This window comes from Croceitalea sp. MTPC5 (assembly GCF_036985505.1).
Lineage (GTDB): Bacteria > Bacteroidota > Bacteroidia > Flavobacteriales > Flavobacteriaceae > Croceitalea.
This window is the reverse complement of sequence record NZ_BTGQ01000003.1, coordinates 481,992-506,330: the sequence shown is the minus strand read 5'-3', so window position 1 is coordinate 506,330 and position 24,339 is coordinate 481,992. Positions and strand designations below refer to the sequence as shown.

The window sequence follows — 24,339 nt, the reverse complement described above, 5'->3', positions numbered from 1 at the left end:
ATTTGATTTGGGGGTCCTAATTAGTTTTTACTCATAGCTGACAACATACCACCGTAAACACCATTCAATGATGAAAGGTTAGTTGCCAAAGATTCCATTTGCTCTTTTAATGCACCGGCATTTTGAACAACTTCCTCATTGATGGAAGCTTGTCTGCTAGCACTTTCCAACTGAACTTTATACAAACTGTTCAAAGATTCCATTTGGGCCGCAGCGTGCGACAATTCTTCAGAGTATTTCTGAGTATGCTGAATCGCATCGGTTGTAGGAGAGATATTTTTGGCAGCTCCCTCAAAACTTCTGATGCTATCCCCTAAGCTATTGAACAATTCAGTATCAATGTTAGCTTCTTTAAGCATTTCATCTAATTTTCTACCTAAAATACCTTCAGCTTCTTGTGCTTGCTGAACATCATTTTTACCAGCTTTAGCTTCACCATTGGCTAATTCTGGATAAACCAACGACCAATCGTATTCGTCGTCAACCGGCTCAAAGGCACTAATAGCAAAGATTAATGCTTCGGTAATAAGACCCACTGCAAGTAACAATCCACCGGTAAGTGGTCCGAATTCCCAGTGAAGGATTTTAAATAATGCTCCAATAATTACTACTGATGCACCTAGGCCATAGGCCATGTTAAACAGTTTTTTTGTTGATTTTGACTGTGCCATAATTTCAATTTTAATTAAGTTATAATAAGAATTTGGTTAAAAGACCTGATAGCGTTCCCATTACTATATATACTTTCAATTTTCTTTTTCTTATTGGGTCGAATCTTCTTCGCCCATGTAATCTTGTACGGTTCTAAAACCTATGTAGCTTCTTGCTGAATCTTGGTATTCGTAATCGCGTGTACTTACTTGCAAGAAATAAGCAACATCTTTCCAAGATCCACCACGGATCACTTTTCGTTGATTCTGACCAGACCCAGCGTTCGGGTTCATGGTAGATACGTATTCGTATGCCCCGGGATCGTAGCTAGAGTTTGTCCACTCTGACACATTACCGGCCATATTATATAAATTATACTCATTTGGTTCATAAGATTTCGCTTCTACGGTATATAAAGCGGCGTCTGCAGCATAATCCCCTCGTTGCGGCTTAAAGTTTGCCATGAAACAGCCCGTGTCGCTTATCACATAAGGTCCACCCCACGGATACGTACCACCTTCGATACCACCCCTGGCGGCATATTCCCATTCTGCTTCCGTTGGCAATCTAAACTGATTGACGAACTGCCTACCACGACTTTTTTGGTCGTCATTCTTGTATTTGGTCCTCCAATGACAGAAAGCCTTGGCCTGTTGCCAGCTTACACCTACCACAGGATAATCACTGTATGCATCATGCCAAAAGTAATCGTTGTGCATAGGCTCATTGTACGAATATTCAAAATCACGGATCCAAACCGTCGTATCGGGATAGATTTCAAATTCCTCAGTACGAATGAAATCTTTTCTGCTTCCCGTCTTGGCCCTAGCCGCAGCTTCGATATCCATCCAATTGTACTTGTATTTCAATTGTTTGACATCGATGGTACGTTGACCATTATACGTCTCTTCCTCAGACAAATACAATGAATCCATTACCTCAGCATAGTACTCATCGGGGTAATCGGATGTATCCCATTCCAAATCAACGTCTTTGTTCAAAGCATAGCCTTCGTAATAATTATCGCCCATTCCGGCATAATTATCCAACATATACTTGTCATAGACGGATAAATTGGTCGTATCGGCACTTTTGAATGCATACTCCCCAATGGTGTCATCATCTTCTGGACCCAGACCCAGTTCATCGGCCAAAATGGCCAATTTGGTCCGTGATACGGAATCTTTCACCCATTCTACGAATTGACGGTATTCACTGTTTGTGATTTCAGTATCATCCATATAAAAAGAACGGACTGTAACGGTTCTTGTGGGCGCGTTCAATACTTTTGCTTGGTCCTCTTCGGCTTTACCCATTATAAATGAACCACGAGGTATCAATTCCATTCCATATGGTTTTTCAGGATACCATTTCTTGCCCCGTACACCAACTAATTCACCTTTTGATTTAGATTTTGAACCACAACTTGTGAGCAACAAAACAAATACTACAGATGAAAACAATAGCTTTCTCATACTTTAGGTTAAATTTTCGATTTAGTTTACAAACTGTAAAACACAATTTTCGTTATTCTCTAAACTCGCTTTTGAACAAATTATTGTATTCGAACAATTTATAAATCAAAAAATATTTCTGTTTAGTTAAAGCCTTTTTTGTAGGCTTTGAGCCACCTTTCAGGAATCTTTTGATTGCAAGCATCTAGATAATCCTGCTGAGTGCATGGTAATAACGCAATCGAATTTGTTTTAGTATGTTCTGGTAAAATAGAGGGTACTTCGACCCACCAACGCTCTGTAAGATGACTTTTGAAAAAAACAAGTTCCTCTGCGTCGGTCGGTACGGTAAACTTTGTGAAATCTTCATCGTTTGAACTAGGCACTTCGGTAATTCGAAAACTAAGGCCTTCTATAAAATACCAGATTATCTGTGCAGTGAGTTGATATGATAGTGGTGTATTCTCTATTTCATAAATACCAAAAACAGCCACCTTATCACTTATACCCGCATATCTGGCAATGGCACAAATCTCTTTTCCGTCAAAACCGTTTGGGGAAAAATTGGAAGGCACCCCTACTTCACTTGCCCTAACGGATCGCATATCCAAACTGACCAAATGTGCATTTCGTAAAACAGGCTCCGCCAGGGAAATGGTCGAGGCAATCTCGCCTAGGCGATACGCATCAAAAAACAAACGCTCCATTAAATCAATCTCCTCTTGGGCATTAAAATAACTCTGATATCCTAAGTTGGAGAAATTATATAGGTTATTGGGCTTGTCGGTTATGATCTTACTCATGTAGGATTCTGAGGAAATCAACTCTTCATCTTCCCCAAAATCAAATCGACTATCTATGGAAACAATATTGACCATGTCTTTGATACCATCGAAAGCCCTATAGGTCGGAAAGGTAATATCTTGGGTTGCCCCAATAATGATCGGAATGATTTTTTCCTCTAAAAGACCTGCGATAATTTCTTTGACCACAAAATAAGTGTCTTCAACGGTTTCGCCGGGCTCGACATCACCGATATCAATGATGCTGGTATTCCAATTACCCATCATCAATCGGTACAATTGGATACGAATACCGTCAGTATCCAACTTTCCGGGTTTTTTTTCAAATGCGTTTCGAGACTCCAAAACCCCAAAAATAGCCACTGAAGCATTGGCGAACACGGGCAATCCTTTTTTCTTTGTGTGCTTATATGTGTTTTTTCCTAGGGATTGCGGTGGTAAAAATTCGGAGAACGCCAGCACCTTATCACTAACGGGAACCAAAAAATCAAATGCCATGGTAAGGTTAAAGGTTAAAGGTTAAAGTAAGTCTTATCCGAGAATTTCTTGACAAAATATTATTTTTTGGTTTTTGCCTTCGCCTTGGTTTTTTTCTTTGGGGTCTTTTTCTCAATCAAAGCTTTGGCCTCTTCCAAAGAAACTTTTGTCGCATCAACATCTTTTGAAAGCTCTACCTTGATCTTACCTTTGAGTATATTATGCCTGCCCCACCTTGCTTTTTCAATACGGATACCTTCTTCTGGCCATTCTTGGATCAGCTTCTCGATTTCCTTTTGTTTTTTGGCCTCGATCAGCTCGACAATATCATCTTTGGTCAGATTATCATAATCGTATTTTTTGTTCACATTGATGAACATGCCGTTCCATTTTATGAATGGCCCGAAACGACCGACCCCTTTGGTAACTTCTTTGTCTTCATAATGGGCTATAGGTGCATCTGCCTTCTGTTTGGCAATGATGAGCTCAATGGCCCTGTCCATATCTACGTCAAAGGCGCTTTCACCTTTGTCGAGGGAGATGAATTTCTTTCCAAATCGCACATAGGGTCCGAATCGGCCCACATTGGCCTCAACCTCTTCCCCCTCGTACACCCCAAGTTTGCGTGGTAACTGAAAAAGCTCCATGGCCTCGTCAAAAGTAATCGTAGTAATCGACTGCTCTGGAAGCAAACTGGCAAACAAGGGTTTTTCTTCTTCATCTACGGTACCTATCTGTACCATAGGGCCAAAACGCCCTAATCTAGCGGCCACTTGTCTTCCCGTTTTAGGGTCGGTACCCAGTACGCGTTCGCCACTTGCCCTATCGGCATTTTCTTCAACATCTTTAACGGTAGGATGAAAATCTTCATAAAAAGCCTTCATTACTTTCTGCCAATCTTCTTCCCCAGCAGCAATTTCATCGAAATCCTCCTCAACTTTTGCCGTAAAGTTATAATCAAGGATATTGGTAAAATGGGTCACCAAAAAATCATTGACGATCATACCGATGTCCGTAGGTACCATTTTACCCTTGTCTGAGCCTATTGTCTCTGTCAAAGGCTTTTCTTTTATGGCATCGGACTCCAATAGCAATTGGACGTATTTTCTTTCCACACCTTCAATAGTACCTTTTTCAACATAGCCCCTATTTAAAATAGTGGATATGGTCGGTGCATATGTAGAGGGACGGCCAATACCCAATTCCTCCAGTTTTTTGACCAACGAAGCTTCGGTATAGCGGTAAGGTGGTCTTGTAAAACGTTCGGTGGCAGTGATGTAGTTGTTAGCCAGTTTTTCGCCAACGACCATTGCCGGTAACATCCCTTCTTGTTCTTCATTTGAATCTTCGTCATCAGTGCCCTCTAAATACACCTTCAAGAACCCGTCAAATTTGATTACCTCACCATTGGCCGTGAATTCTTCTTGATGCGAGTTTGATTTGATTCGAACATTGGTGCGTTCCAATTGTGCATCACTCATTTGCGAGGCCAGGGTACGCTTCCAAATCAGTTCGTACAATTTTTGTTGATCCCGCTCCAACGAAAGGGTCTGCAGTTTCATATCGGTGGGTCGAATCGCCTCATGTGCTTCTTGTGCACCCTTTGACTTCCCCGTATAATTCCTCACCGTACTATATTGTTCTCCAAAATTATCTACAATGGCGTCCTTGGCAGCATTCAAGGCTTCTTTTGATAGATTGACACTATCGGTACGCATGTAGGTTATCAAACCTGCCTCGTACAAACGCTGGGCCACTTGCATGGTGCGCCCTACCGAGAAATACAGTTTTCGAGAAGCTTCTTGTTGCAAGGTTGAAGTCGTAAAAGGTGCTGCAGGTGATTTCTTGGCCGGTTTTTTATCCAATTTGGAAACAGCGAAATCAGCACCTATATTTTTCTGAAGAAAAGCTTTCGCATCTTCCTTTGATGCAAATGTTTTTGATAGTTTCGCTTCAAAAACCTTTCCTTTTCCAGTTTTGAATTCTGCTTTTATTCGATATGAAGCCTCTGGTTCAAAAACCTCTATTTCCCTTTCACGCTCTACAATAAGTCGTACCGCTACTGATTGTACCCGGCCTGCAGATAGGCCTGGTTTGATTTTTTTCCAAAGCACGGGTGACAATTGATACCCCACCAACCTATCAAGAACCCGTCGTGCTTGTTGGGCATTCACCAAATTGTAGTTGATCTCACGCGGATTTTCAATGGCCCTTTGTATGGCCGACTTGGTAATAGAGTTGAAAACGATACGCTTGGTCTTGTCTTTATCAAGATTCAGTTCTTCGGCCAAATGCCATGATATGGCTTCCCCTTCGCGATCTTCATCACTTGCAAGCCATATCATATCCGCTTTCTTTGCAAGGCCCTTTAATTTGGTGACCAAAGCTTTCTTTTCTTTGTCAACAATGTATTTGGGTTCAAAATTCTTCTCAACATCCACCCCCAATTCTTTTGAAGGAAGATCGGCGATATGGCCAAAACTGGATTCTACCTGAAAATCTTTTCCAAGGAAACGTTCAATGGTCTTTGCTTTGGCAGGGGACTCTACAATTACTAAATTCTTTGGCATTCAATGGGTTTTGCGAGAACAAAAGTATATCAATTTTTTGATTTCAAATCTTTAGACACCTATGTACATAAAAAAATATCCTGTCAAAAACAGGATATTTTATGCTACAACTCCCGATGCACCATTAAGATTTTCGTCATGCTTTACTATCAACCACGTTCACATTCCGTACACGCTTCCATGGTCCCAAAGGGCACCGTGCCGTTACAGCCGCCCCAAATAAACTCTTTGCATTTTTGTTCTTCTCTATCGTAATAGTATCTGCGAAATGCAGCAAAACAAGGCCCCGGGGCAGGTTCTAAATCGCAATGACTATAAATTAGAACCGGCTTTCCATCTTGGCATTGCACCCCAAATGGTGCAGGTTCCACAGCACAATCCGAAATCAAACCCTTGCGTTCATTCTTGGCGCGAACAGCTTCGTTGTACTCTTCTAATCGACTTAGAAAGTCAATGGTATCAATGCGCTGCGAATATGCAATATAATCAGTAGGTCCACCACAAGGCTTTGATCCCAATCCCGCATAGCTCCATTCACTACTGTCCTCACATACCGCGCTTTCCGAAAGCTCAATAAGTGCATTGAGCTTCACTTCCAAGTCCTCTACTTCGGTATCATCCGAAAAGCATGAGCCTGCGCTCAAAAACACAAAAAAACCTATAAAGCAACTAACATAAAGTGACCTCATACTAATTTAAATTCAGACTACTTATCAATCGAATTTCATCATTCAGATACTCGTATTGATACAGCACCTCATCCCCCACCATCAATAGATGCTCCTCTAGAGGAATCACATCAAAGGTGACGATATCCTTAAAATGGTTCAGCTGTTCTAAATCAGGGATTTCTGATTTATCATAAACCTTCAACCCAGATGCACCATCACAGACGAAGAGTTTATTGCCCTTGACCCCTAACCCGTATGGTTCGTCCATCGGATAAATCACCTTCAACTCAGGCGTTTCGATCTGGGCAATATCTATAATATAAAGTCCACTTTCCGTCGCCCCACAAAAATTACCACCCCTAAGGGTCACATAAGCGTAATTATCATCAACGACCACAGGGTCACAAGCGGTACCATGTTGAAATTCTGAAACAAAAGTAGGGACGGCCGGATTTGAAATATTGTAAATGTACATGCCTCGCATACTACCCAAAAACAAGTGTTCGCCACGATTGAATATGGTCTCAATATCGAAACCAGCGAATACATCTTCAAGGTCTTTCGGATTTTCTAAATCTGAAATTTCAAAAACATTGATCTGATGACTGTCTACGGCATACAGATAGTCATCGACAATTTTAAATCGTGCAAGTGACCCCCCTTGACCCGTATCTCCACTACTTGTCGGTGCAGCATCGTTAAATGCCTCATCAACAAAAATGTCGGGTTGTGCCACATCCTCGATTCTTCTGCGCTCCACAACGGTTTCCCAGCCAACAATGATTTCATTTTGATGATCGATGGTACCCCATTCAAATAGTTGTGCCTCGGTAGGGAAAATTATATTGCCGAGTAACACATTTTCAAGTCGATTAACTTGCTCAATGTTAGTAATATCAGAAATATCAAGTATGATCAAATCCGTAATACTATCTGCGAAAAGAAAGTCATCTTTTATAGAGATATCAACATTTCCGACTATTTTGATAAACGCTATTTTTTGTGGGGACTCTGGATTCGAATTGTCAATGACATGCACCCCTTTGTATTTGTCATTGATAAAAACATAGTCTTGATAGGCATATATTTTTCCTGATTCATTAATTGGCAAAGGCGAAACGACGTCTACGCTATTGGCAAATTCTGTTCTGCTTATGACCAAGGGCCTAGCAACTAAATAATCGGCAAACTCTTCATTCCGGTCTTCATCACAAGAACTAAAAATGGTTACGAATACGGCGATGAGTACTAAAATCCTCTTTTCCATGATGATTGTTTTTTGATTGATAGTTGTTTTACAGATTCTTAAAAACGGAATCCTTTGTTGTTTAAATAGTGAGGTAATTACCCAATAATGTTTAACCTTATTTAATCAAACCTCCTTAAAAGGATACGATACCTTAAACAAAGTTGCGTGATATTTGCATAATTTTTAACTGTCAAATTGTCACTATTTTGTATTAAGCATTATCTTTGCAGATGCTAAATCAATGCGAATGAAGCCTAATACAGGTACTGAAAAGGTAATTGACGAAACCGTTCAAGGTGCTACGTTAGCCTTAACGGAAGACGATAAAAACACCCGTAAGCTATATATTGAAAGTTATGGCTGCCAGATGAATTTCTCTGACAGTGAAATTGTGGCTTCCATCTTGGCAAAGGAAGGATTCAATACCACACAAGAACTTGCGGAAGCTGACTTGGTATTGGTCAATACTTGTTCTATACGGGAAAAAGCAGAACTTACCGTTCGCAAGCGCTTAGAGAAATTCAACGCCATAAAAAAAATCAATCCGACCATGAAGGTTGGGGTTCTTGGTTGCATGGCCGAGCGTTTAAAAAGTAAATTTCTTGAAGAGGAAAAAATTGTGGATATGGTGGTAGGGCCTGATGCCTACAAGGACCTTCCCAACCTCATTCAAGAAATTGACGAGGGCAGAAACGCCGTAAACGTTATTCTTTCAAAAGATGAGACCTATGGCGATGTGGCCCCCGTTCGATTAAATTCAAACGGAGTTACCGCTTTTGTCTCTATTACAAGGGGCTGCGATAATATGTGTACGTTCTGTGTAGTACCTTTTACCCGGGGCAGGGAACGAAGCCGTGATCCGCAATCCATCATAAATGAGGTCAATGATTTATGGGAGCGAGGTTTTAAAGAAATCACTTTGTTGGGGCAAAATGTAGACAGTTACCTGTGGTATGGCGGTGGTTTAAAAAAGGACTTTGACAACGCGACTGAAATTCAGAAATCTACGTCGGTCAATTTTGCCAAATTGTTGGAAATGACGGCACTGGCCCAACCAAAAATGCGTATTCGTTTTTCTACATCAAACCCTCAAGACATGACACTTGATGTGATTGAGACCATGGCAAAATTTGAGAATATCTGCAATTACATGCACCTGCCCGTTCAAAGCGGAAGTAATCGTATTCTTAAAGCCATGAATCGTTTACACACCCGAGAAGAATATTTTGAACTCATTGATAATATTCGAAACATCATTCCCGATTGTGCCATAAGCCAAGATATGATTACCGGCTTTCCGACTGAAACGGAAGAAGACCATCAAGACACCCTATCATTGATGGAATATGTAAAATATGATTTTGGGTTCATGTTTGCCTATTCTGAACGACCCGGAACCTTGGCGGCAAGAAAATTAAAGGATGATGTGCCTGCCGAAGTCAAGAAAAGAAGACTTACCGAAATCATTGATTTGCAGCGGGCGCACGGACTATATAGAACCCAACAACATCTGGGTAAAATCGAAGAAGTGCTCATCGAGGGAACCTCAAAGAAATCCGATGCACACTGGATGGGTCGTAATTCCCAAAACACCGTAGTGGTATTTCCGAAAGAACATTACAAAGTCGGTGATTTTGTAATGGTCAAAATTCAAGATTGCACCTCGGCCACGTTACTAGGCGAGGCAATGGAATATTCTAAGAACAACTAGTTTATGGAGAATATACAGGCCATAAAACAACGTTTTGAGCTAATAGGTAATGATGGCAAATTGAATCGTGCCATTGAAAAAGCCATTCAGGTGGCCCCGACCGATATTTCGGTTTTGGTTACCGGTGAAAGTGGTGTCGGTAAAGAATCCATTCCGAAGATCATCCACTCCCTATCACATCGAAAACACGCCAAGTATATTGCCGTAAACTGTGGCGCAATTCCTGAGGGAACGATAGACAGTGAATTATTTGGACATGAGAAAGGTGCATTTACCGGGGCTACCCAAACAAGAAGTGGTTATTTTGAAGTCGCTGACGGCGGAACCATTTTTTTAGATGAAGTTGGTGAACTACCATTAACGACCCAAGTACGTTTGTTGCGGGTCTTGGAAAACGGCGAGTTTCTAAAGGTGGGCTCATCACAAGTTCAAAAAACGAACGTACGAATTGTCGCGGCAACCAATGTCAACATGTTCGAGGCTATTAAAAAAGAAAAATTTCGAGAAGATCTATACTACCGCCTCAGCACAGTGGAAATCAATATTCCACCCCTTCGGGAACGCAAGGATGATATTCATCTGTTATTTCGGAAATTCGCTTCCGATTTTGGACAGAAATACAAAATGCCAACGATAAGACTGTCGCCCGAGGCCGTCGATCTTTTATTAAAATATCGCTGGCCCGGAAATATTAGACAACTAAGGAATATTGCGGAACAAATCTCGGTTTTGGAAGGGAAAAGGGAGGTTTCGGCGGCAACGCTTCATGGGTACCTACCCAACTCGATGACCACCAATCTACCTGCCGTTGTTGGTTCCAATAAAAAAGAAAGTGATTTTAGCAACGAACGTGAAATACTATATAAAGTGCTTTTCGACATGAAAAGTGACTTAAATGATCTGAAGAAACTAACACTTGAACTTTTACAAAACAATGATGCGGAAAAAGTACAGGAAGAGAATGAGACACTGATTCGCAAAATCTACGGCAATAAAGATGACCATCGCACCCCTGAACAGAACGAAGTAGCCGAAGTGCTGCAATTACCCGAACCTCTTATTGAAAATACCCCCCCCAGCAGCCCAGTTCAAGAAGATAGATATCATTTTGCTGAAGAGATACAAGAAGAAGAAACCTTATCACTACAACAAAAAGAAATCGAACTCATCAAAAAATCATTGGAGCGTAATAGGGGTAAGCGAAAAGCCGCTGCTTCAGAATTAGGCATCTCTGAACGTACACTATATCGAAAAATCAAACAGTATGATCTTTAAAGCGTATTCAAGCATACCATTTATGAAGAAAAAATTGTATTCCACCATTATCTTGACTTCTGCATTACTACTCAGTGGATGCGGTGCCTATAACTTCTCGGGTGCAAGTACGGGTACTGCCCAAAGTTTTCAGGTAAACTTTTTTCAGAATTATGCAGATCAGTCGCCGGGATCTACTATTGAACCCCAGTTAGATCGCGATTTTACCAATGCCTTACAAAATCTGATCACCAATCTTACCAGTTTAAACCTTACGGGAAACAATGGCGACTTGATATATGAGGGCGAAATCGTAGAGTACAGGGTATCACCCATGTCAGCGACCGCCAATCAAACCGCCGCACAGAACCGCCTTACCATGAGCGTAAACGTTCGCTTTTACAATACCACAAAAGAGGATTCCGACTTTGAGAAACGCTTTTCCTTCTTCTTTGATTTTCCGGGGACCCAATTGCTGGAGAGTGTGAAAAGTGAAGCCCATGAAGCCCTTTTCGATAGGATTACACAAGATATTTTTAACGCATCCTTAGCCGATTGGTAATTATGAACGTGACCGATTTCATACATATTCTTCAAAATCCGAACACGATTCTTTCTCCCAAACAAACAAGGGAGCTAGAAGGCATACTAGAAGAATATCCCTACTTTCAATCGGCACGGGCACTCCATTTAAAAGGACTTAAAAACCTTGACAGCTACAAATACAACAATGCCTTAAAGACTACTGCGGCCTACACCGCTGATAGAGAGGTACTATTTGATTTTATTACCTCAAAGGATTTTGACCAAGATGAAATTGCCAATAGTATTTTAGGGCGAAGTGCCCCCCTTGAAGAGACCCATACCATAGCTGAGGAAATTACGGCCAACCCCGATACTACGACGATCTTAGGGGAAAAGGAGGAACAGAGCCCCTTACCCCAAAATATTAAAGATGCAGAACAAATTTTAGATCCTGCGCTGTTCGAATCAAAGCAAGACCTGACCGACGATGACACCGCCAATGGACTAAATATTGGTAAACCACTGCCTTTTACCAAAAGTGAAAGACATTCTTTTAATGAATGGTTGCAGTTGGCGTCACAACAGCCTATAAAAAGGGATAAATCAGAAGCGGAAAAGAAGAAGAAATTTGAGCTACTTGACAAGTTTATCGAAAGTAAACCCAAGATAATCCCGAAAGACGACAAAGCACCTAAAATCAACATTAAGGAATCAGTCAAAATCGATCAAAACCAATTGATGACAGAAACCTTGGCCCAAGTTTATCTAGAGCAGAAAAAGTACAAGAAAGCTATTCAGGCCTACAAAATTTTGAGTTTGAAATATCCAGAAAAAAGTGGTTTATTTGCAGACCGAATTCGGAAGGTAAAGAAATTGCAGAAAGAAAACGAATAACAAATGAGTACGTTTACCATATTTTTAGTTTTAATAATCGCAGTATGCCTATTGTTGGTTCTCGTGATTATGGTTCAAAACCCAAAAGGTGGCGGTTTGTCATCCTCATTTGGCGGTGGCGGCAACCAAGTTGTAGGCGGTGTCAAAAAAACTGGGGATTTTCTTGATAAAAGTACCTGGACCTTGGCAGCCCTATTAATAGTTTTGATATTACTTTCAAATGTTGCCTTAAAAGGTAATTACGGAAGTGCTGATTCGAAGTTATTGCAAGGTGACGATATTGAAAACACCATACCTGAAACAGTACCCGAAGCAGTCCCTGAACAGACTCCGACCACAGATGGTAATGATCCATTGGATACGATTCAGTAGAAATAATTTTTAAGGAATAAAACAAAAATGCCAGCTTTAATGACAAGCTGGCATTTTTGTTTTACATAATGGCAGTTTTTAAGCAATGGCATAATTTCTGTCAAATACAACAAAGATTTATAAACTAATACCTAAAATTTTATAAAAATGGCTAAAGTGAACATTAAACCATTGGCAGACAGAGTTCTAATTGAACCTATGGCTGCTGAAACCAAAACTGCTTCTGGCATTATCATCCCTGACACTGCAAAAGAAAAACCACAAAAAGGCAAAGTAGTGGCAGTTGGGCCAGGTACTAAAGAAGAAAATATGACCGTAAAAGTCGGTGATTCCGTTTTGTATGGCAAATATGCTGGCACCGAATTAAAATTAGAAGGCACAGACTATTTGATCATGCGTGAAAGTGACATTTTTGCTATTGTATAAATAGTGTCTGTGATTTTCAATCAAAAAAAATTTAAAATTCACTACTAAAAATTAATCATAGAATCCTATCCCTACGGAAGGACAAAAAATAAAATCATGGCAAAAGATATTCAATTTGATGTTGACGCAAGAGATGGCTTAAAAAAAGGCGTTGACGCATTGGCAAATGCAGTAAAAGTAACCTTAGGCCCAAAAGGTAGAAACGTAATTATCAGCAAATCATTTGGCGCCCCCCAAGTAACCAAAGATGGTGTTACCGTTGCAAAGGAAATAGAATTGGCCGACGCCTTAGAAAATATGGGTGCGCAAATGGTCAAAGAAGTAGCTTCGAAAACCAATGATTTGGCTGGTGATGGTACAACGACTGCTACCGTACTTGCTCAAGCTATCGTAAAAGAAGGTTTAAAGAATGTTGCCGCTGGTGCAAACCCAATGGATTTAAAAAGAGGTATTGACAAGGCTGTTGAAGCTATTGTTGAAAATTTATCAAAACAGTCTAAGAAAGTTGGGGATTCCAGCGACAAAATAAAACAAGTTGCCGCCATCTCTGCCAATAATGACGAAACCATCGGTGATTTAATCGCCCAGGCGTTTGACAAGGTTGGCAAAGAAGGGGTTATTACTGTTGAAGAGGCAAAAGGTACAGATACCTATGTTGACGTAGTTGAAGGTATGCAATTTGACAGAGGCTATCTTTCCCCATACTTTGTGACCGATTCTGAAAAGATGATCGCTGATTTAGAAAATCCATACATCCTTTTATTTGATAAGAAAATCTCTTCAATGAAGGATTTATTGCCGGTACTTGAGCCAGTTGCGCAATCAGGAAAACCCTTATTGATCATCGCTGAAGATGTTGACGGTGAGGCGCTGGCGACCTTAGTGGTGAACAAATTAAGAGGTTCATTGAAAATAGCTGCGGTAAAGGCCCCAGGTTTTGGTGACCGTAGAAAAGCAATGTTGGAAGATATTGCCATTTTGACCAATGGTACCGTAATTTCTGAGGAAAGGGGATTCTCTTTAGAAACCGCGACTATCGATATGTTAGGTACAACGGAGCGCGTTACCATCGACAAAGACAATACTACAATCGTCAATGGTGCTGGTGCAGCCAAAAACATCAAGACTAGGGTAAACCAAATCAAATCGCAGATTGAAAGCACGACTTCTGATTATGATAAAGAAAAACTACAAGAGCGTCTTGCAAAACTTGCAGGAGGTGTAGCCGTACTTTATGTTGGTGCCGCATCAGAGGTAGAAATGAAAGAGAAGAAAGACCGTGTTGATGATGCACTACATGCAACGAGAGCCGCTGTTGAAGAAGGTATCGTAGCAGGTGGGGGTGTTGCCTTGGTAAGGGCAAAATCAGTATTATCAAAAGTTGCTACTGAAAATGAAGACGAAGCTACAGGTTTACAAATTGTGGCACGTGCCATTGAAGCACCGCTACGAACCATTGTTGAAAACGCCGGTGGCGAAGGATCCGTTGTAGTTGCCAAGATCTTGGAAGGAAAAGGAGATTATGGCTATGATGCCAAATCTGATAAATTTGTTGAAATGATGAAGGCGGGAATCATCGATCCTAAAAAGGTGACACGTGTTGCTTTAGAGAATGCTGCTTCTGTTTCAGGAATGATCTTGACTACCGAATGTGCCCTGACCGACATCAAAGAAGATGCCCCTGCAATGCCACCAATGGGCGGCGGAGGCGGAATGCCGGGCATGATGTAGTGGCAAGCCGCCACAGGCTAAATATTTAGTTTAGTCGCGGATTACACTACATTTAGTATATAGTTATAAAATAAACCGTCCTTGGTAAACCAAGGACGGTTTTACTTTTTAAATCGTTTTCTCAAACTGGGTGAACTTACGAACCAAAGGGTAAAACCACTAAGAACGGTCAATAGGCCCATAAAACTGAAAACGCGTAACAATACGGTATTGAAGTTGTCGCGCCCCTGATAATCCATGGTATGGGTCATCCATAAAAAATCAAACCAACGCCAATCACGATGCCGAACGGTTTGAAAAGCCCCATTTCGCAATGCTACGTACGCTTTGATGTTTTCAGATGATTCATAAGAAATTTCATAAGCAGGTAGTGGTCTACCTCGATATTCGTGGTGCGGACCAACACTGTCAATTCGCCTAATTCCACTTACCTCAAGCATTGATTTCATATGGTTACTGGCGACGGCCAAGGCCTCTTTTGAAGTGACCGTTTTTTTCAACACGCCTGTATTTGCGTCAAACAGCAGGTTGTTGTTTACCCAATAATAGGGTCTGCCAGCGATTGCGATAAGTTCTAATGACCGAATGGCATCTACCCCATTCAACTGGGCCGTTTCCAATAAATTGGTAAACGAGGTTTGCTCAGGTGGTAACTTCTTAAAATGATCACCATGGATTTCATCGAGATCCGTCCAACTAAAATACAGGCCACTTATGGTCCAAAGTAAAAATTGAATCCCAAGAAAAAGTCCTAGATATCGGTGGACTTTTCGAATTTTTAGCGCGGTTTTTCTATTTGTCATCGAGCTATTTTAACGTGAGTTCGACGTAAGAAACCTGTCACTTATTTGGTTTCTCGCGATTTATAGACTTATGTCAGGTTGAGCCTTTCGACTTCGCTCAAGACAGGCTCCGTCGAAACCTCTCTTTAAATGTACATTCTTTCAAGCCCTCGACTGCACTTCGACTGCGCTCAGTGTGACACGTTCGGGATGACAACTGTCTATTTTTGTTGACATTTATTCTCTTTTGGATCTACTGTTGCGTCGAACTTACGTTATTTTATCAAAAATACTGAACAATCATCACGAATGCCATTACCAGCATGATGGTATTTTCAATAAAAGTAGCTTCGGTCATCGGCAATTGCAAGGCCGTACCTAAACAAGCACAACGAATTTGTTTTTTATCCAACAAGGTGCGCACAACCCCAAAAGTGGTCATACCTAGAATAACAACCGTAACCACCAATGCCACACGTATTTGAAAGCGCATTAAAAACAACAAACCGAGTGTCAATTCTAAAAACGGATAAATCCATCCATAAACGGGTATCGCCCTTGCCAGAGGGTCATACATTCTAAAACTTTCTGGAAATCCTTTTAAATCAAGAAACTTAAAAAAACTAAAAACGATATAGAAAAGCCCCATGAAATCAAGCATAGCTGCATTACTGTTCCAATCTTGATAGTTTAGTAGAAAAACAGCCACGAACAGATAAGTAAAAATCAAGAAAAGTGGGCGCAACTGCACCCACTTTGATTTTTGGTCCGCAACCTCATGAACACTATCAGTTACATGACCTTTCTTTACATCAATTCGATATTTATCAGGGAGGGCCTTTCGTAATTCAGAAAGGGAAAGTGCTTCTTGTGCCTCGATTTCCGCCTCTGCCCGTTGCAAATCGACAACCACATTCTCGACCCCAATGACCTTGGCAAGTTTCCCTTGAACAGCTGCCGCACAGCCACTACAGGTCATTCCAGTGATATGGTACTTATATTTCACGATCAATGCTTGTCGCTATCGTCTGTATTGTCGTCTCGGTATTTACAGCAAGGATGCACGTTATCGTAAGCTTCTTTGGTCGCCTTTAATTCCTTTGAATCATGACCTACTTCGGCGATGGCCGATTTGATGGCCATGGCATTGGTTTTTCGCTCATCAAGTATCAATGAAAGTTCATGTGTAGGTATGTCCCAAACCGCGTATTTTACCCCTGAAACACCCAATGCAGCTTTTTCTATACGCATTTTGCACATTTCACATTTACCATCAACCTCAAAGGTCATTTTCTTATTCTTGTCTTGTGCAAAAGAAAGACTTGATATTAGCATTGCCACTATCACTATGAATACATTATTTTTCATTTGTTTTCTGTTTTTATTTATTAAGATTTAAATCGGAATCCCGCATAAACCATTGTCCCCAGAACTGGGGCATACACAATGGTGGTATCAAAGTTTGGGCCAAATGGATCATTCGCCGCCAGAACAGGATTATCTTGTCTAAAATTAGTCAAATTCTCCCCACCCAGATATACTTCAAACTTTTTAGAGAAAACCCTTGTAATTTGGGTGTTCATCAGGCTATAGCCTTGTACAAAATCCCCTAATTGAAATTCAACGGGATTAACCTCGGTACTTGGCAGACGTTGTTCGCCCAACGTGTGCAAGGTATAATCAAATCGCCATTGCGAACCGTTTTCTTTTTGAACGGTATTGTACCCCAGATTAAGAAAATACCGATTTCTCGCCTGTAATGGCTGTTGCAGCAAGCCAGTTTGATAGTCTGTTTTTACATCGTAAAACTTATATGCCGTCCGCAGTTCCAATTGCGGCAATACCTCATAATTCAATTCGATTTGAAGACTGTTGGCATAACTTTGCCCCTCAAGATTTGAAAAACGAACCGCTCTTGGGTTTTCCCAATCAACCACTACTTGATTCTCAAAATCGGTACGGTAAAAATCAAGTGATACATTTCCAGAACGCTCAAAAAGTGTAAATCCTTGTATGAAACTAAAACCGAAATTAAGTGCTTTTTCACCATCAAATCCATAAACCTCACCTCCATTGCCTATCAACTGTATGGTTCTTGAAGATGCAAATAAGCGTTGGTTCTCGGCAAAAATATTGGCAGCCCTTCTACCAATACCAAATGAACCCCTGAGGCTGCCCCTTTCCCAAGGGGTATAGCGAATATGCAATCTGGGCGTAAAAAAATTACCCAAACGATTATGGGTGTCAAATCGAAGCCCGGCAGTCAAGCTAACCTTATCTAGGTCATCATAACTATATTCAAAAAAAGTGCCTATGGATCTATCGACCCGTTCAAAGTCTTGGTCATTCACCAGTTCTTCATATGCGTCATAAGCAACCGTAATTCCGGTTTTGAATTTGTTCTGTGTGTTCCCCAGTATTGAATTGAAAATTAAATTGGAATAGATACTGGTATGATTAATATCATACACATTAAAACCATAAAACGAATCTTGTTGATGCTTACTATACGATGCCTGAAATCCGAAACTTTGATAGGGCAACTCAGGAAATACGTAACCCAACTTTAATGATGAATCGAAGCGTTTGGTATCGATTTCACTGCCCCAGACGTTTGTGGTAAATCTATCGGTATCTGGGTCAAAATCGGTTTGACCCACCTGTTTTTCATCATTCAAAAAACGAACATTAAAAAAACTGACCCATCCTTTTTCTGGATTTTGATACTGCCAACGATTTTGAATGTTGATTTGGGTAGCCAAAGGTGCATCTAAAAATCCATCGTCATTATTATCAATTTCAAAACTCCTATCATTACCATGAAGATATAGCCCCGTACTCCATTTGTCGGAAAGTCTTTGGTTGATATGGGCATTGAGTTCCAATCTACCATTTCTGTTACCATAAGCATTGATAAAAAGAGGATTGTCAGTCAAAGGTTTTACCAATTCCGTATTGATTTGCCCTGAAATACTTTCATAACCATTGACTACACTACCTGCCCCTTTGGTAATCTGGATGCTCTCTACCCAAGTACCCGGGGTGAACGTCAGTCCATAAGTCTGAGAGGCACCCCGTACCATTGGGATGTTCTCTTGGGTAATCAACAAATAGGGGCTTGTGAGGCCCAACATTTGAATTTGCTTGGTTCCGGTAAGGGCATCATTGAAATTGACATCTATGGCGGGATTGGTCTCAAAACTTTCAGATAGGTTACAGCAAGCCGCCTTCAACAATTCGGCACTATTGACGGTTACCACATTCTGTGCGGCGAAAAAAGTTTTCTGCACGGCCTCACGCTTTTGCTCCACTATCACCTCATCCAATTGATTCTCAGGTTTCAGCCAATGCTTGATTTCCGTAGGCTCCGTTATTGTCAGCGTATCGGTTGTAAAACCTATATAACTTATTACCAGTTTATTGTACTTACTCTCAAACGGAATTGAAAACACGCCGTTTTTTTTGGTAATAGTTCCAATAGGAGAATTCAACCAATACACATTGGCACCGTTTAGTGGGTTTTCGGAATTGGCTTCCATCACTAAACCTGTTACTTCGTTTTGTGCCTTTATGGAAAAGCTGCTTATCAAAAAGATGACAAGGAGCCAAAAATTAGTTTTCATTAAGAATTAGATTTAAAATTAAAATTGTATCCCACGGTTTCTTTAACCGTTTAAGGGGCATCAAGTTTAATTTTAAATCAAATAAGAAAGACCTGACCGAGCAGTTGTATATCCCTGACCAGTATGGGTGGTGGGTAATCGAATCCCTCAAAAGAAGGTTTTAAAGGTTTTGCAAAAAGACTAAGGTAAGAGTTTGTGAAGACCGTTAAAAAGTATTGCTGATCCAAGTCGATGTCGTTCCAGTTCAACTTCAAATCATCTTGGCCCTCTAAGGTAAAAGACTCATCATCACAACAATGATTCCCTTCTTCATCCCCTATAAGCATTACAGCAGCCTCCATACCGCAATCTTCAGCATCCATGAAAAAAGAAACATCCATTAAACGGCCCATACAAAAATGCTTTTCAACCGTCCATGAAACCGTTGAAAGCAACAATAGCAAAGCCATTGTTGTAGAGCCAATTTTCTGAAAAACCTTTTTCACAATACAAAGATAACAAAACGTGATTTTTCAACTGTAACTTATTCAAATAGTTAACCTAAATTTATAAAAACCGATTTGTAAGATTTTCGCATTTCATCGACTTTTACTTTCCCAAAGCAAAATAAGTTAAGATGTTTAGTAGCTTAAAGTCAAAAGTCACCACTATAGTTCAGGATGAATCATTTGGTTCTACCCAAAAAATGCAATTGATCTGTGATTTACTGCGTAATGAAATACCTTATTACAATTGGGTTGGTTTTTATTTTAAAAACGGGGAAAAACGTGAGTTGAAATTAGGACCCTATGCGGGCGCACCAACAGACCATACCATAATCCCATTCGGAAAAGGCATTTGTGGCCAAGTTGCGGAAAGCAACGAGAACTTTGTCGTACCCGATGTGGAGGCCCAAGATAATTATATCGCTTGTAGTATTACCGTTAAGTCAGAGATTGTGGTGCCAATGTTTAAAAATGGGGAAAACATCGGGCAAATCGATATTGATTCTGATACGCCTGATCCATTTTCAAAAGAAGACGAACTTTTTTTAGAATTCGTAAATCAGCAGGTGGCCGGGATTCTTTAAAACTTTTAAGTTTTTGTTAATAACCCAAATGCGTTGGTGCCCTGAAAAAAAGTACTTTTGAAACTTAATTTTTTTGCAGCAATACACGTATGAGCACCACTAAAAAAGCATCTTCAGCCCTTATTTCAGTTTTTCACAAAGATGGTTTAGAACCAATCGTGAGAAAGTTTGACGAATTGGGCATCACCATTTATTCTACCGGGGGAACGGAAAAGTTCATTAAAGACCTTGGTATTGATGTCGTACCTGTAGAAGACGTTACCAGCTATCCTTCCATACTGGGTGGCAGGGTCAAAACCCTTCATCCGAAAGTATTCGGGGGAATTTTAAATCGGCAAGACCACAATGGTGATATTGCCCAAATGGAAGAGTTTGAAATTCCACAATTGGATATTGTCATCGTAGACCTCTATCCTTTTGAAAAAACGGTGGCCAGTGGCGCCTCAGAACAAGATATCATCGAAAAGATCGATATTGGGGGCATCTCTTTGATTCGCGCTGCAGCCAAAAATTATAAGGATGTGCTTTGTGTCTCTTCTATGGAGGATTATTCAGATTTCTTGAATGTAATTTCAGGGGGAAATGGAGAAACCACCCTTGAAGATCGTAAACGTTTTGCCGCCAAAGCCTTCAATGTTTCGTCGCATTACGATACGGCTATCTTCAATTATTTCAATCAAAATCATGGGGAAGCTGTTTTAAAAATCAGTGAACTTAAAGGTAATGTATTGCGGTATGGTGAAAATCCACATCAAAAAGGATTCTTTTTTGGCGATTTTGAAGCCATGTTTACCAAACTACATGGTAAAGAGCTTTCATACAACAACCTTTTGGATGTTGATGCAGCCGTTCTGCTTATGAATGAATTCAAAGGTGAGGCGCCCACATTTGCAATCTTGAAACATAATAATGCCTGTGGTCTGGCACAACGCAACACCATTCATCAAGCTTATGTAGATGCTTTGGCAGGCGATCCAGTATCCGCCTTTGGGGGAATCTTGATTTCGAATGTAGAAATTGACGCGGCCACGGCAGCGGAAATCCATAAACTTTTTTGCGAGGTAGTGATTGCACCAAGTTATTCAGATGAGGCGTTGAACACTTTAAAGGGCAAGAAAAACCGCATCATATTGACACAAAATGAGGTCGAACTTCCGAAAACATTGGTACGCACCTGTTTGAACGGCGTTTTGGTCCAAGATAAAGACTTCAAGACCGATACCGAGGAAGATTTGACCCATGCTACACGAAAAAAACCTTCCAATCAAGAATTGGAAGACCTATTGTTCGCCTCTAAATTGTGCAAGCACACTAAGTCAAATACCATTGTATTGGCAAAAAACAGGCAACTCTGTGCCAGTGGAACAGGGCAGACATCACGTGTTGATGCATTAAATCAAGCAATCCATAAGGCAGGTACGTTCAATTTCGATTTGAATGGCGCCGTTATGGCAAGCGATGCGTTTTTTCCATTTCCCGACTGTGTCGAAATAGCACATAAGGCCGGAATAACAAGTGTCATACAACCCGGTGGTTCCATTAAAGATCAATTGAGCATTGATTATTGTGATGAAAATGACATGGCTATGGTAATGACCGGCACACGTCATTTTAAGCATTAATTTCACTACTTTTGCCGGTAAATTTTACCATTAAACCGATAATTTAAACTTTATATGGGCTTTTTTGATTTCATGACCGAGGAAATTGCAATTGACCTTGGTACGGCAAACACCCTTATTATCCACTTAGACAAGGTCGTAGTGGATAGTCCTTCTATCGTGGCACGTGATCGGGTCTCTGGAAAAATAATCGCTGTTGGCAAAGAAGCCAACATGATGCAAGGTAAGACCCATGAGAACATAAAAACGATACGTCCGCTAAAAGACGGGGTAATTGCTGATTTTGATGCCTCTGAAAAGATGATCAACATGTTCATCAAGAACATACCCGCCTTAAAGAAAAAATGGTTTCCCCCTGCGCTTCGAATGGTCATCTGTATTCCCTCAGGTATTACAGAGGTTGAGATGCGGGCGGTTCGGGAATCAGCGGAACGCGTAAATGGCAAAGAGGTTTATTTGATACACGAACCTATGGCCGCCGCGATTGGAATCGGGCTGGATATCATGCAACCAAAAGGCAACATGATCGTAGATATTGGTGGTGGTACAACTGAGATTGCCGTCATCGCACTGGGTGGAATCGTTTGTGATAAATCGGTTAAAATTGCAGGTGACGTTTTCACCAATGATATCATCTATTACATGCGTACCCAGCATAATTTATATGTGGGTGAAACCACGGCCGAGGCCATAAAAATCGAGATAGGTTCGGCAACTGAAGATTTACAATCGCCCCCTGACGACAAATCCATTCAAGGTCGTGATTTATTGACAGGGAAACCAAAACAAGTCCATGTCTCTTATCGAGAAATTGCAAAAGCATTGGACAAGAGTATTTTACGTGTTGAAGATGCCGTTATGGAAACCTTATCACAAACCCCACCAGAATTAGCAGCCGATATTTATAATACCGGTATTTACCTAGCGGGTGGTGGGTCTATGTTAAGAGGGCTTGATAAAAGACTATCGCAAAAAACCGATTTGCCGGTCTATATTGCCGAAGACCCCCTTAGGGCCGTTGTGCGCGGAACGGGTATTGCACTTAAAAATTTAGAGCGCTATAAAAATATCTTGATCAAGTAGCGGAAGTAGTTTTATAGGGTACAATTCATTTAATAAAATTGAATGCAACGGATTATCAATTTTATTCTTAATTATAGGAATTCAGTTCTTTATTTCTTCTTGCTTATCGTTTCGTTGACGTTTACCATACGTTCACACTCTTACCATCAATCGTACTTTTTCAACTCTTCAAAATGGTTCACGGGATCTGTCTATAATGTCTCATCCAATATTACCTCTTACTTCAATTTAGAAGAGGAAAATCAAAGGCTATCTGAAGAAAATGAAAAATTACGAAACCAACTTTTCAATACCTCCACTATCAGTGACTCCATTAAATACCTTAGGGTTGATTTTGAAGTAGTACATGCCAGGATCGTAAAGAACAGTTACGCTTCGCCACGCAACTATATCACCATCGACAAAGGGGACAAAGATGGTATTTCACAAGATATGGGCGTAATTACAACAAAAGGTATATTGGGTATTGTTGAAAATACTTCTGCCAACTTTGCAACCGTCCAAAGTATTTTAAATACCAAATCCACGATCAATGCCAAAATAAAAAATACCAACTATTTCGGTTCATTAAAATGGGATGCGAAAAACTTCAATGTTGTGCAACTCATTGATATTCCGCGATTGGTTCCCTTGACTGTTGGTGATACCATTGTAACAGGTTCCATGTCAAGTATTTTTCCAGAAAACATACCCATCGGGGTAATTAAAAAATACAATCTGAATCAGGCACAGAGTAGTTATAATATTGATGTGACCCTATTCAATAATATGGCCAACCTCAAAAATATCTATATCGTAAAAAACAAAAACCGTAAGGAAGTTCTGGAATTGGAAAAAACAATCCTTAATGCTGAGTAATCCGATTATTGTCACCATTGTTCGTTTTGTGCTCTTGATACTCGTGCAGGTATTGATATTCAATAATTTGAACTTTTTTGGTTATATCAACCCGTTGGTCTACGTACTTTTTTTCTATTGGTATCCCATCAGGGAAAATAGGGCCGCTTTCATTACGGTAAGTTTTCTGCTAGGTCTTTTCATAGATATCTTTTCAGATACACTTGCACTTCATGCCATTGTCTCCATAACCCTTGCCTATGTAAGACCTTTTTTAATGCGATTTTGTTTTGGGGCAAATTTTGACTTTCAAGCCTTCACATTTAAGAATGCTACCCGACTACAGCGCATAACCTTTTTGTTTTTGTTAATATTGATACAACATGTGCTATTCTTTTCGTTGGAAATATGGAGTTTTGCCCACATACTATTAATTTTGAAAAAAATACTTTTTACCAGCTTTTCAACGTTTTTAATCTGTATACTGCTAACCTCCCTCTTTGCAAAAGAAAATGATTAATACGTCACAATCAAT

General features: G+C 40.4%; 23 protein-coding genes. 12 read left to right on the top strand and 11 right to left on the bottom strand.

The genetic code is table 11. The features are described 5' to 3' along the window. Positions 1-20: 20 nt before the first annotated feature. The 6 genes from porL to AACM45_RS12180 all read right to left on the bottom strand — a co-directional run bounded on the left by porL (position 21) and on the right by AACM45_RS12180 (position 7,893). The gene (porL, locus tag AACM45_RS12205) at positions 21-671 is read right to left on the bottom strand and encodes a type IX secretion system motor protein PorL/GldL (RefSeq protein WP_339143001.1); all 651 of its coding nucleotides are present in this window, start codon (positions 669-671) and stop codon (positions 21-23) included. Between the two features lie 90 nt (positions 672-761). Further along, positions 762-2,126 carry a type IX secretion system lipoprotein PorK/GldK gene (porK, locus tag AACM45_RS12200; RefSeq protein WP_339143000.1) on the bottom strand — a complete coding sequence of 455 codons (1,365 nt, stop codon included), beginning with the start codon at positions 2,124-2,126 and terminating at the stop codon, positions 762-764. 122 nt (positions 2,127-2,248) lie between these two features. Next, positions 2,249-3,406: a formimidoylglutamase gene (locus AACM45_RS12195; protein ID WP_339142999.1), complete on the bottom strand. Its 1,158-nt coding sequence runs from the start codon at positions 3,404-3,406 to the stop codon at positions 2,249-2,251. A gap of 59 nt (positions 3,407-3,465) precedes the next feature. After that, positions 3,466-5,955 (bottom strand): type I DNA topoisomerase, encoded by a 2,490-nt coding sequence (gene topA / locus AACM45_RS12190; RefSeq protein WP_339142998.1) that lies wholly within the window; start codon positions 5,953-5,955, stop codon positions 3,466-3,468. A 149-nt stretch (positions 5,956-6,104) separates the two neighbouring features. Next, positions 6,105-6,644 (bottom strand): BPTI/Kunitz domain-containing protein, encoded by a 540-nt coding sequence (locus AACM45_RS12185; RefSeq protein WP_339142996.1) that lies wholly within the window; start codon positions 6,642-6,644, stop codon positions 6,105-6,107. Position 6,645: 1 nt separating this feature from the next. Next, positions 6,646-7,893, bottom strand: coding sequence for an LVIVD repeat-containing protein (locus tag AACM45_RS12180; protein WP_339142994.1), 1,248 nt, complete (start codon positions 7,891-7,893; stop codon positions 6,646-6,648). Between the two features lie 229 nt (positions 7,894-8,122). Between AACM45_RS12180 and miaB the strand changes: the two genes are divergently transcribed. The 7 genes from miaB to groL all read left to right on the top strand — a co-directional run bounded on the left by miaB (position 8,123) and on the right by groL (position 14,788). After that, on the top strand, positions 8,123-9,586 hold the full coding sequence (gene miaB, locus AACM45_RS12175; protein ID WP_339142992.1) for a tRNA (N6-isopentenyl adenosine(37)-C2)-methylthiotransferase MiaB: 1,464 nt from the start codon (positions 8,123-8,125) through the stop codon (positions 9,584-9,586). Between the two features lie 3 nt (positions 9,587-9,589). Next, the gene (locus AACM45_RS12170; protein ID WP_339142990.1) at positions 9,590-10,861 is read left to right on the top strand and encodes a sigma-54 interaction domain-containing protein; all 1,272 of its coding nucleotides are present in this window, start codon (positions 9,590-9,592) and stop codon (positions 10,859-10,861) included. Between the two features lie 22 nt (positions 10,862-10,883). After that, positions 10,884-11,402, top strand: coding sequence for an LptE family protein (locus AACM45_RS12165; RefSeq protein WP_339142988.1), 519 nt, complete (start codon positions 10,884-10,886; stop codon positions 11,400-11,402). 2 nt (positions 11,403-11,404) lie between these two features. Continuing rightward, positions 11,405-12,259 carry a hypothetical protein gene (locus AACM45_RS12160; protein WP_339142987.1) on the top strand — a complete coding sequence of 285 codons (855 nt, stop codon included), beginning with the start codon at positions 11,405-11,407 and terminating at the stop codon, positions 12,257-12,259. Positions 12,260-12,262: 3 nt separating this feature from the next. Then, the gene (gene secG / locus AACM45_RS12155; RefSeq protein ID WP_339142986.1) at positions 12,263-12,631 is read left to right on the top strand and encodes a preprotein translocase subunit SecG; all 369 of its coding nucleotides are present in this window, start codon (positions 12,263-12,265) and stop codon (positions 12,629-12,631) included. 147 nt (positions 12,632-12,778) lie between these two features. After that, a complete protein-coding gene (locus AACM45_RS12150) occupies positions 12,779-13,057 on the top strand; it encodes a co-chaperone GroES (RefSeq protein WP_339142985.1) in 279 nt (92 codons plus the stop codon). Between the two features lie 96 nt (positions 13,058-13,153). Further along, a complete protein-coding gene (gene groL, locus AACM45_RS12145) occupies positions 13,154-14,788 on the top strand; it encodes a chaperonin GroEL (protein WP_339142983.1) in 1,635 nt (544 codons plus the stop codon). Positions 14,789-14,889: 101 nt separating this feature from the next. On the opposite strand, the gene AACM45_RS12140 is transcribed toward groL, so the two are convergent. The 5 genes from AACM45_RS12140 to AACM45_RS12120 form a co-directional block, all read right to left on the bottom strand. Next, positions 14,890-15,591, bottom strand: coding sequence for a PepSY domain-containing protein (locus AACM45_RS12140; protein ID WP_339142982.1), 702 nt, complete (start codon positions 15,589-15,591; stop codon positions 14,890-14,892). Between the two features lie 262 nt (positions 15,592-15,853). Continuing rightward, positions 15,854-16,576: a heavy-metal-associated domain-containing protein gene (locus AACM45_RS12135; protein WP_339142981.1), complete on the bottom strand. Its 723-nt coding sequence runs from the start codon at positions 16,574-16,576 to the stop codon at positions 15,854-15,856. 2 nt (positions 16,577-16,578) lie between these two features. Next, positions 16,579-16,938 carry a heavy-metal-associated domain-containing protein gene (locus tag AACM45_RS12130; protein WP_339142980.1) on the bottom strand — a complete coding sequence of 120 codons (360 nt, stop codon included), beginning with the start codon at positions 16,936-16,938 and terminating at the stop codon, positions 16,579-16,581. Positions 16,939-16,958: 20 nt separating this feature from the next. Then, complete coding sequence (locus AACM45_RS12125) at positions 16,959-19,193, bottom strand: TonB-dependent receptor plug domain-containing protein (RefSeq protein WP_339142978.1); 2,235 nt, start codon at positions 19,191-19,193, stop codon at positions 16,959-16,961. Between the two features lie 77 nt (positions 19,194-19,270). Continuing rightward, positions 19,271-19,678, bottom strand: a complete 408-nt coding sequence (locus tag AACM45_RS12120; protein WP_339142976.1) for an HYC_CC_PP family protein — start codon at positions 19,676-19,678, stop codon at positions 19,271-19,273. A 131-nt stretch (positions 19,679-19,809) separates the two neighbouring features. Between AACM45_RS12120 and AACM45_RS12115 the strand changes: the two genes are divergently transcribed. The 5 genes from AACM45_RS12115 to AACM45_RS12095 all read left to right on the top strand — a co-directional run bounded on the left by AACM45_RS12115 (position 19,810) and on the right by AACM45_RS12095 (position 24,324). Next, positions 19,810-20,262 carry a GAF domain-containing protein gene (locus AACM45_RS12115; protein ID WP_339142974.1) on the top strand — a complete coding sequence of 151 codons (453 nt, stop codon included), beginning with the start codon at positions 19,810-19,812 and terminating at the stop codon, positions 20,260-20,262. An 89-nt stretch (positions 20,263-20,351) separates the two neighbouring features. Next, positions 20,352-21,884, top strand: a complete 1,533-nt coding sequence (gene purH, locus AACM45_RS12110) for a bifunctional phosphoribosylaminoimidazolecarboxamide formyltransferase/IMP cyclohydrolase (RefSeq protein ID WP_339142973.1) — start codon at positions 20,352-20,354, stop codon at positions 21,882-21,884. A 54-nt stretch (positions 21,885-21,938) separates the two neighbouring features. Next, complete coding sequence (locus tag AACM45_RS12105) at positions 21,939-22,967, top strand: rod shape-determining protein (RefSeq protein WP_339142972.1); 1,029 nt, start codon at positions 21,939-21,941, stop codon at positions 22,965-22,967. Positions 22,968-23,009: 42 nt separating this feature from the next. Next, on the top strand, positions 23,010-23,825 hold the full coding sequence (mreC, locus tag AACM45_RS12100) for a rod shape-determining protein MreC (RefSeq protein ID WP_339142971.1): 816 nt from the start codon (positions 23,010-23,012) through the stop codon (positions 23,823-23,825). After that, positions 23,815-24,324 carry a rod shape-determining protein MreD gene (locus tag AACM45_RS12095; RefSeq protein ID WP_339142970.1) on the top strand — a complete coding sequence of 170 codons (510 nt, stop codon included), beginning with the start codon at positions 23,815-23,817 and terminating at the stop codon, positions 24,322-24,324. The genes mreC and AACM45_RS12095 overlap by 11 nt, the downstream gene beginning before the upstream one ends. Positions 24,325-24,339: the final 15 nt, after the last annotated feature.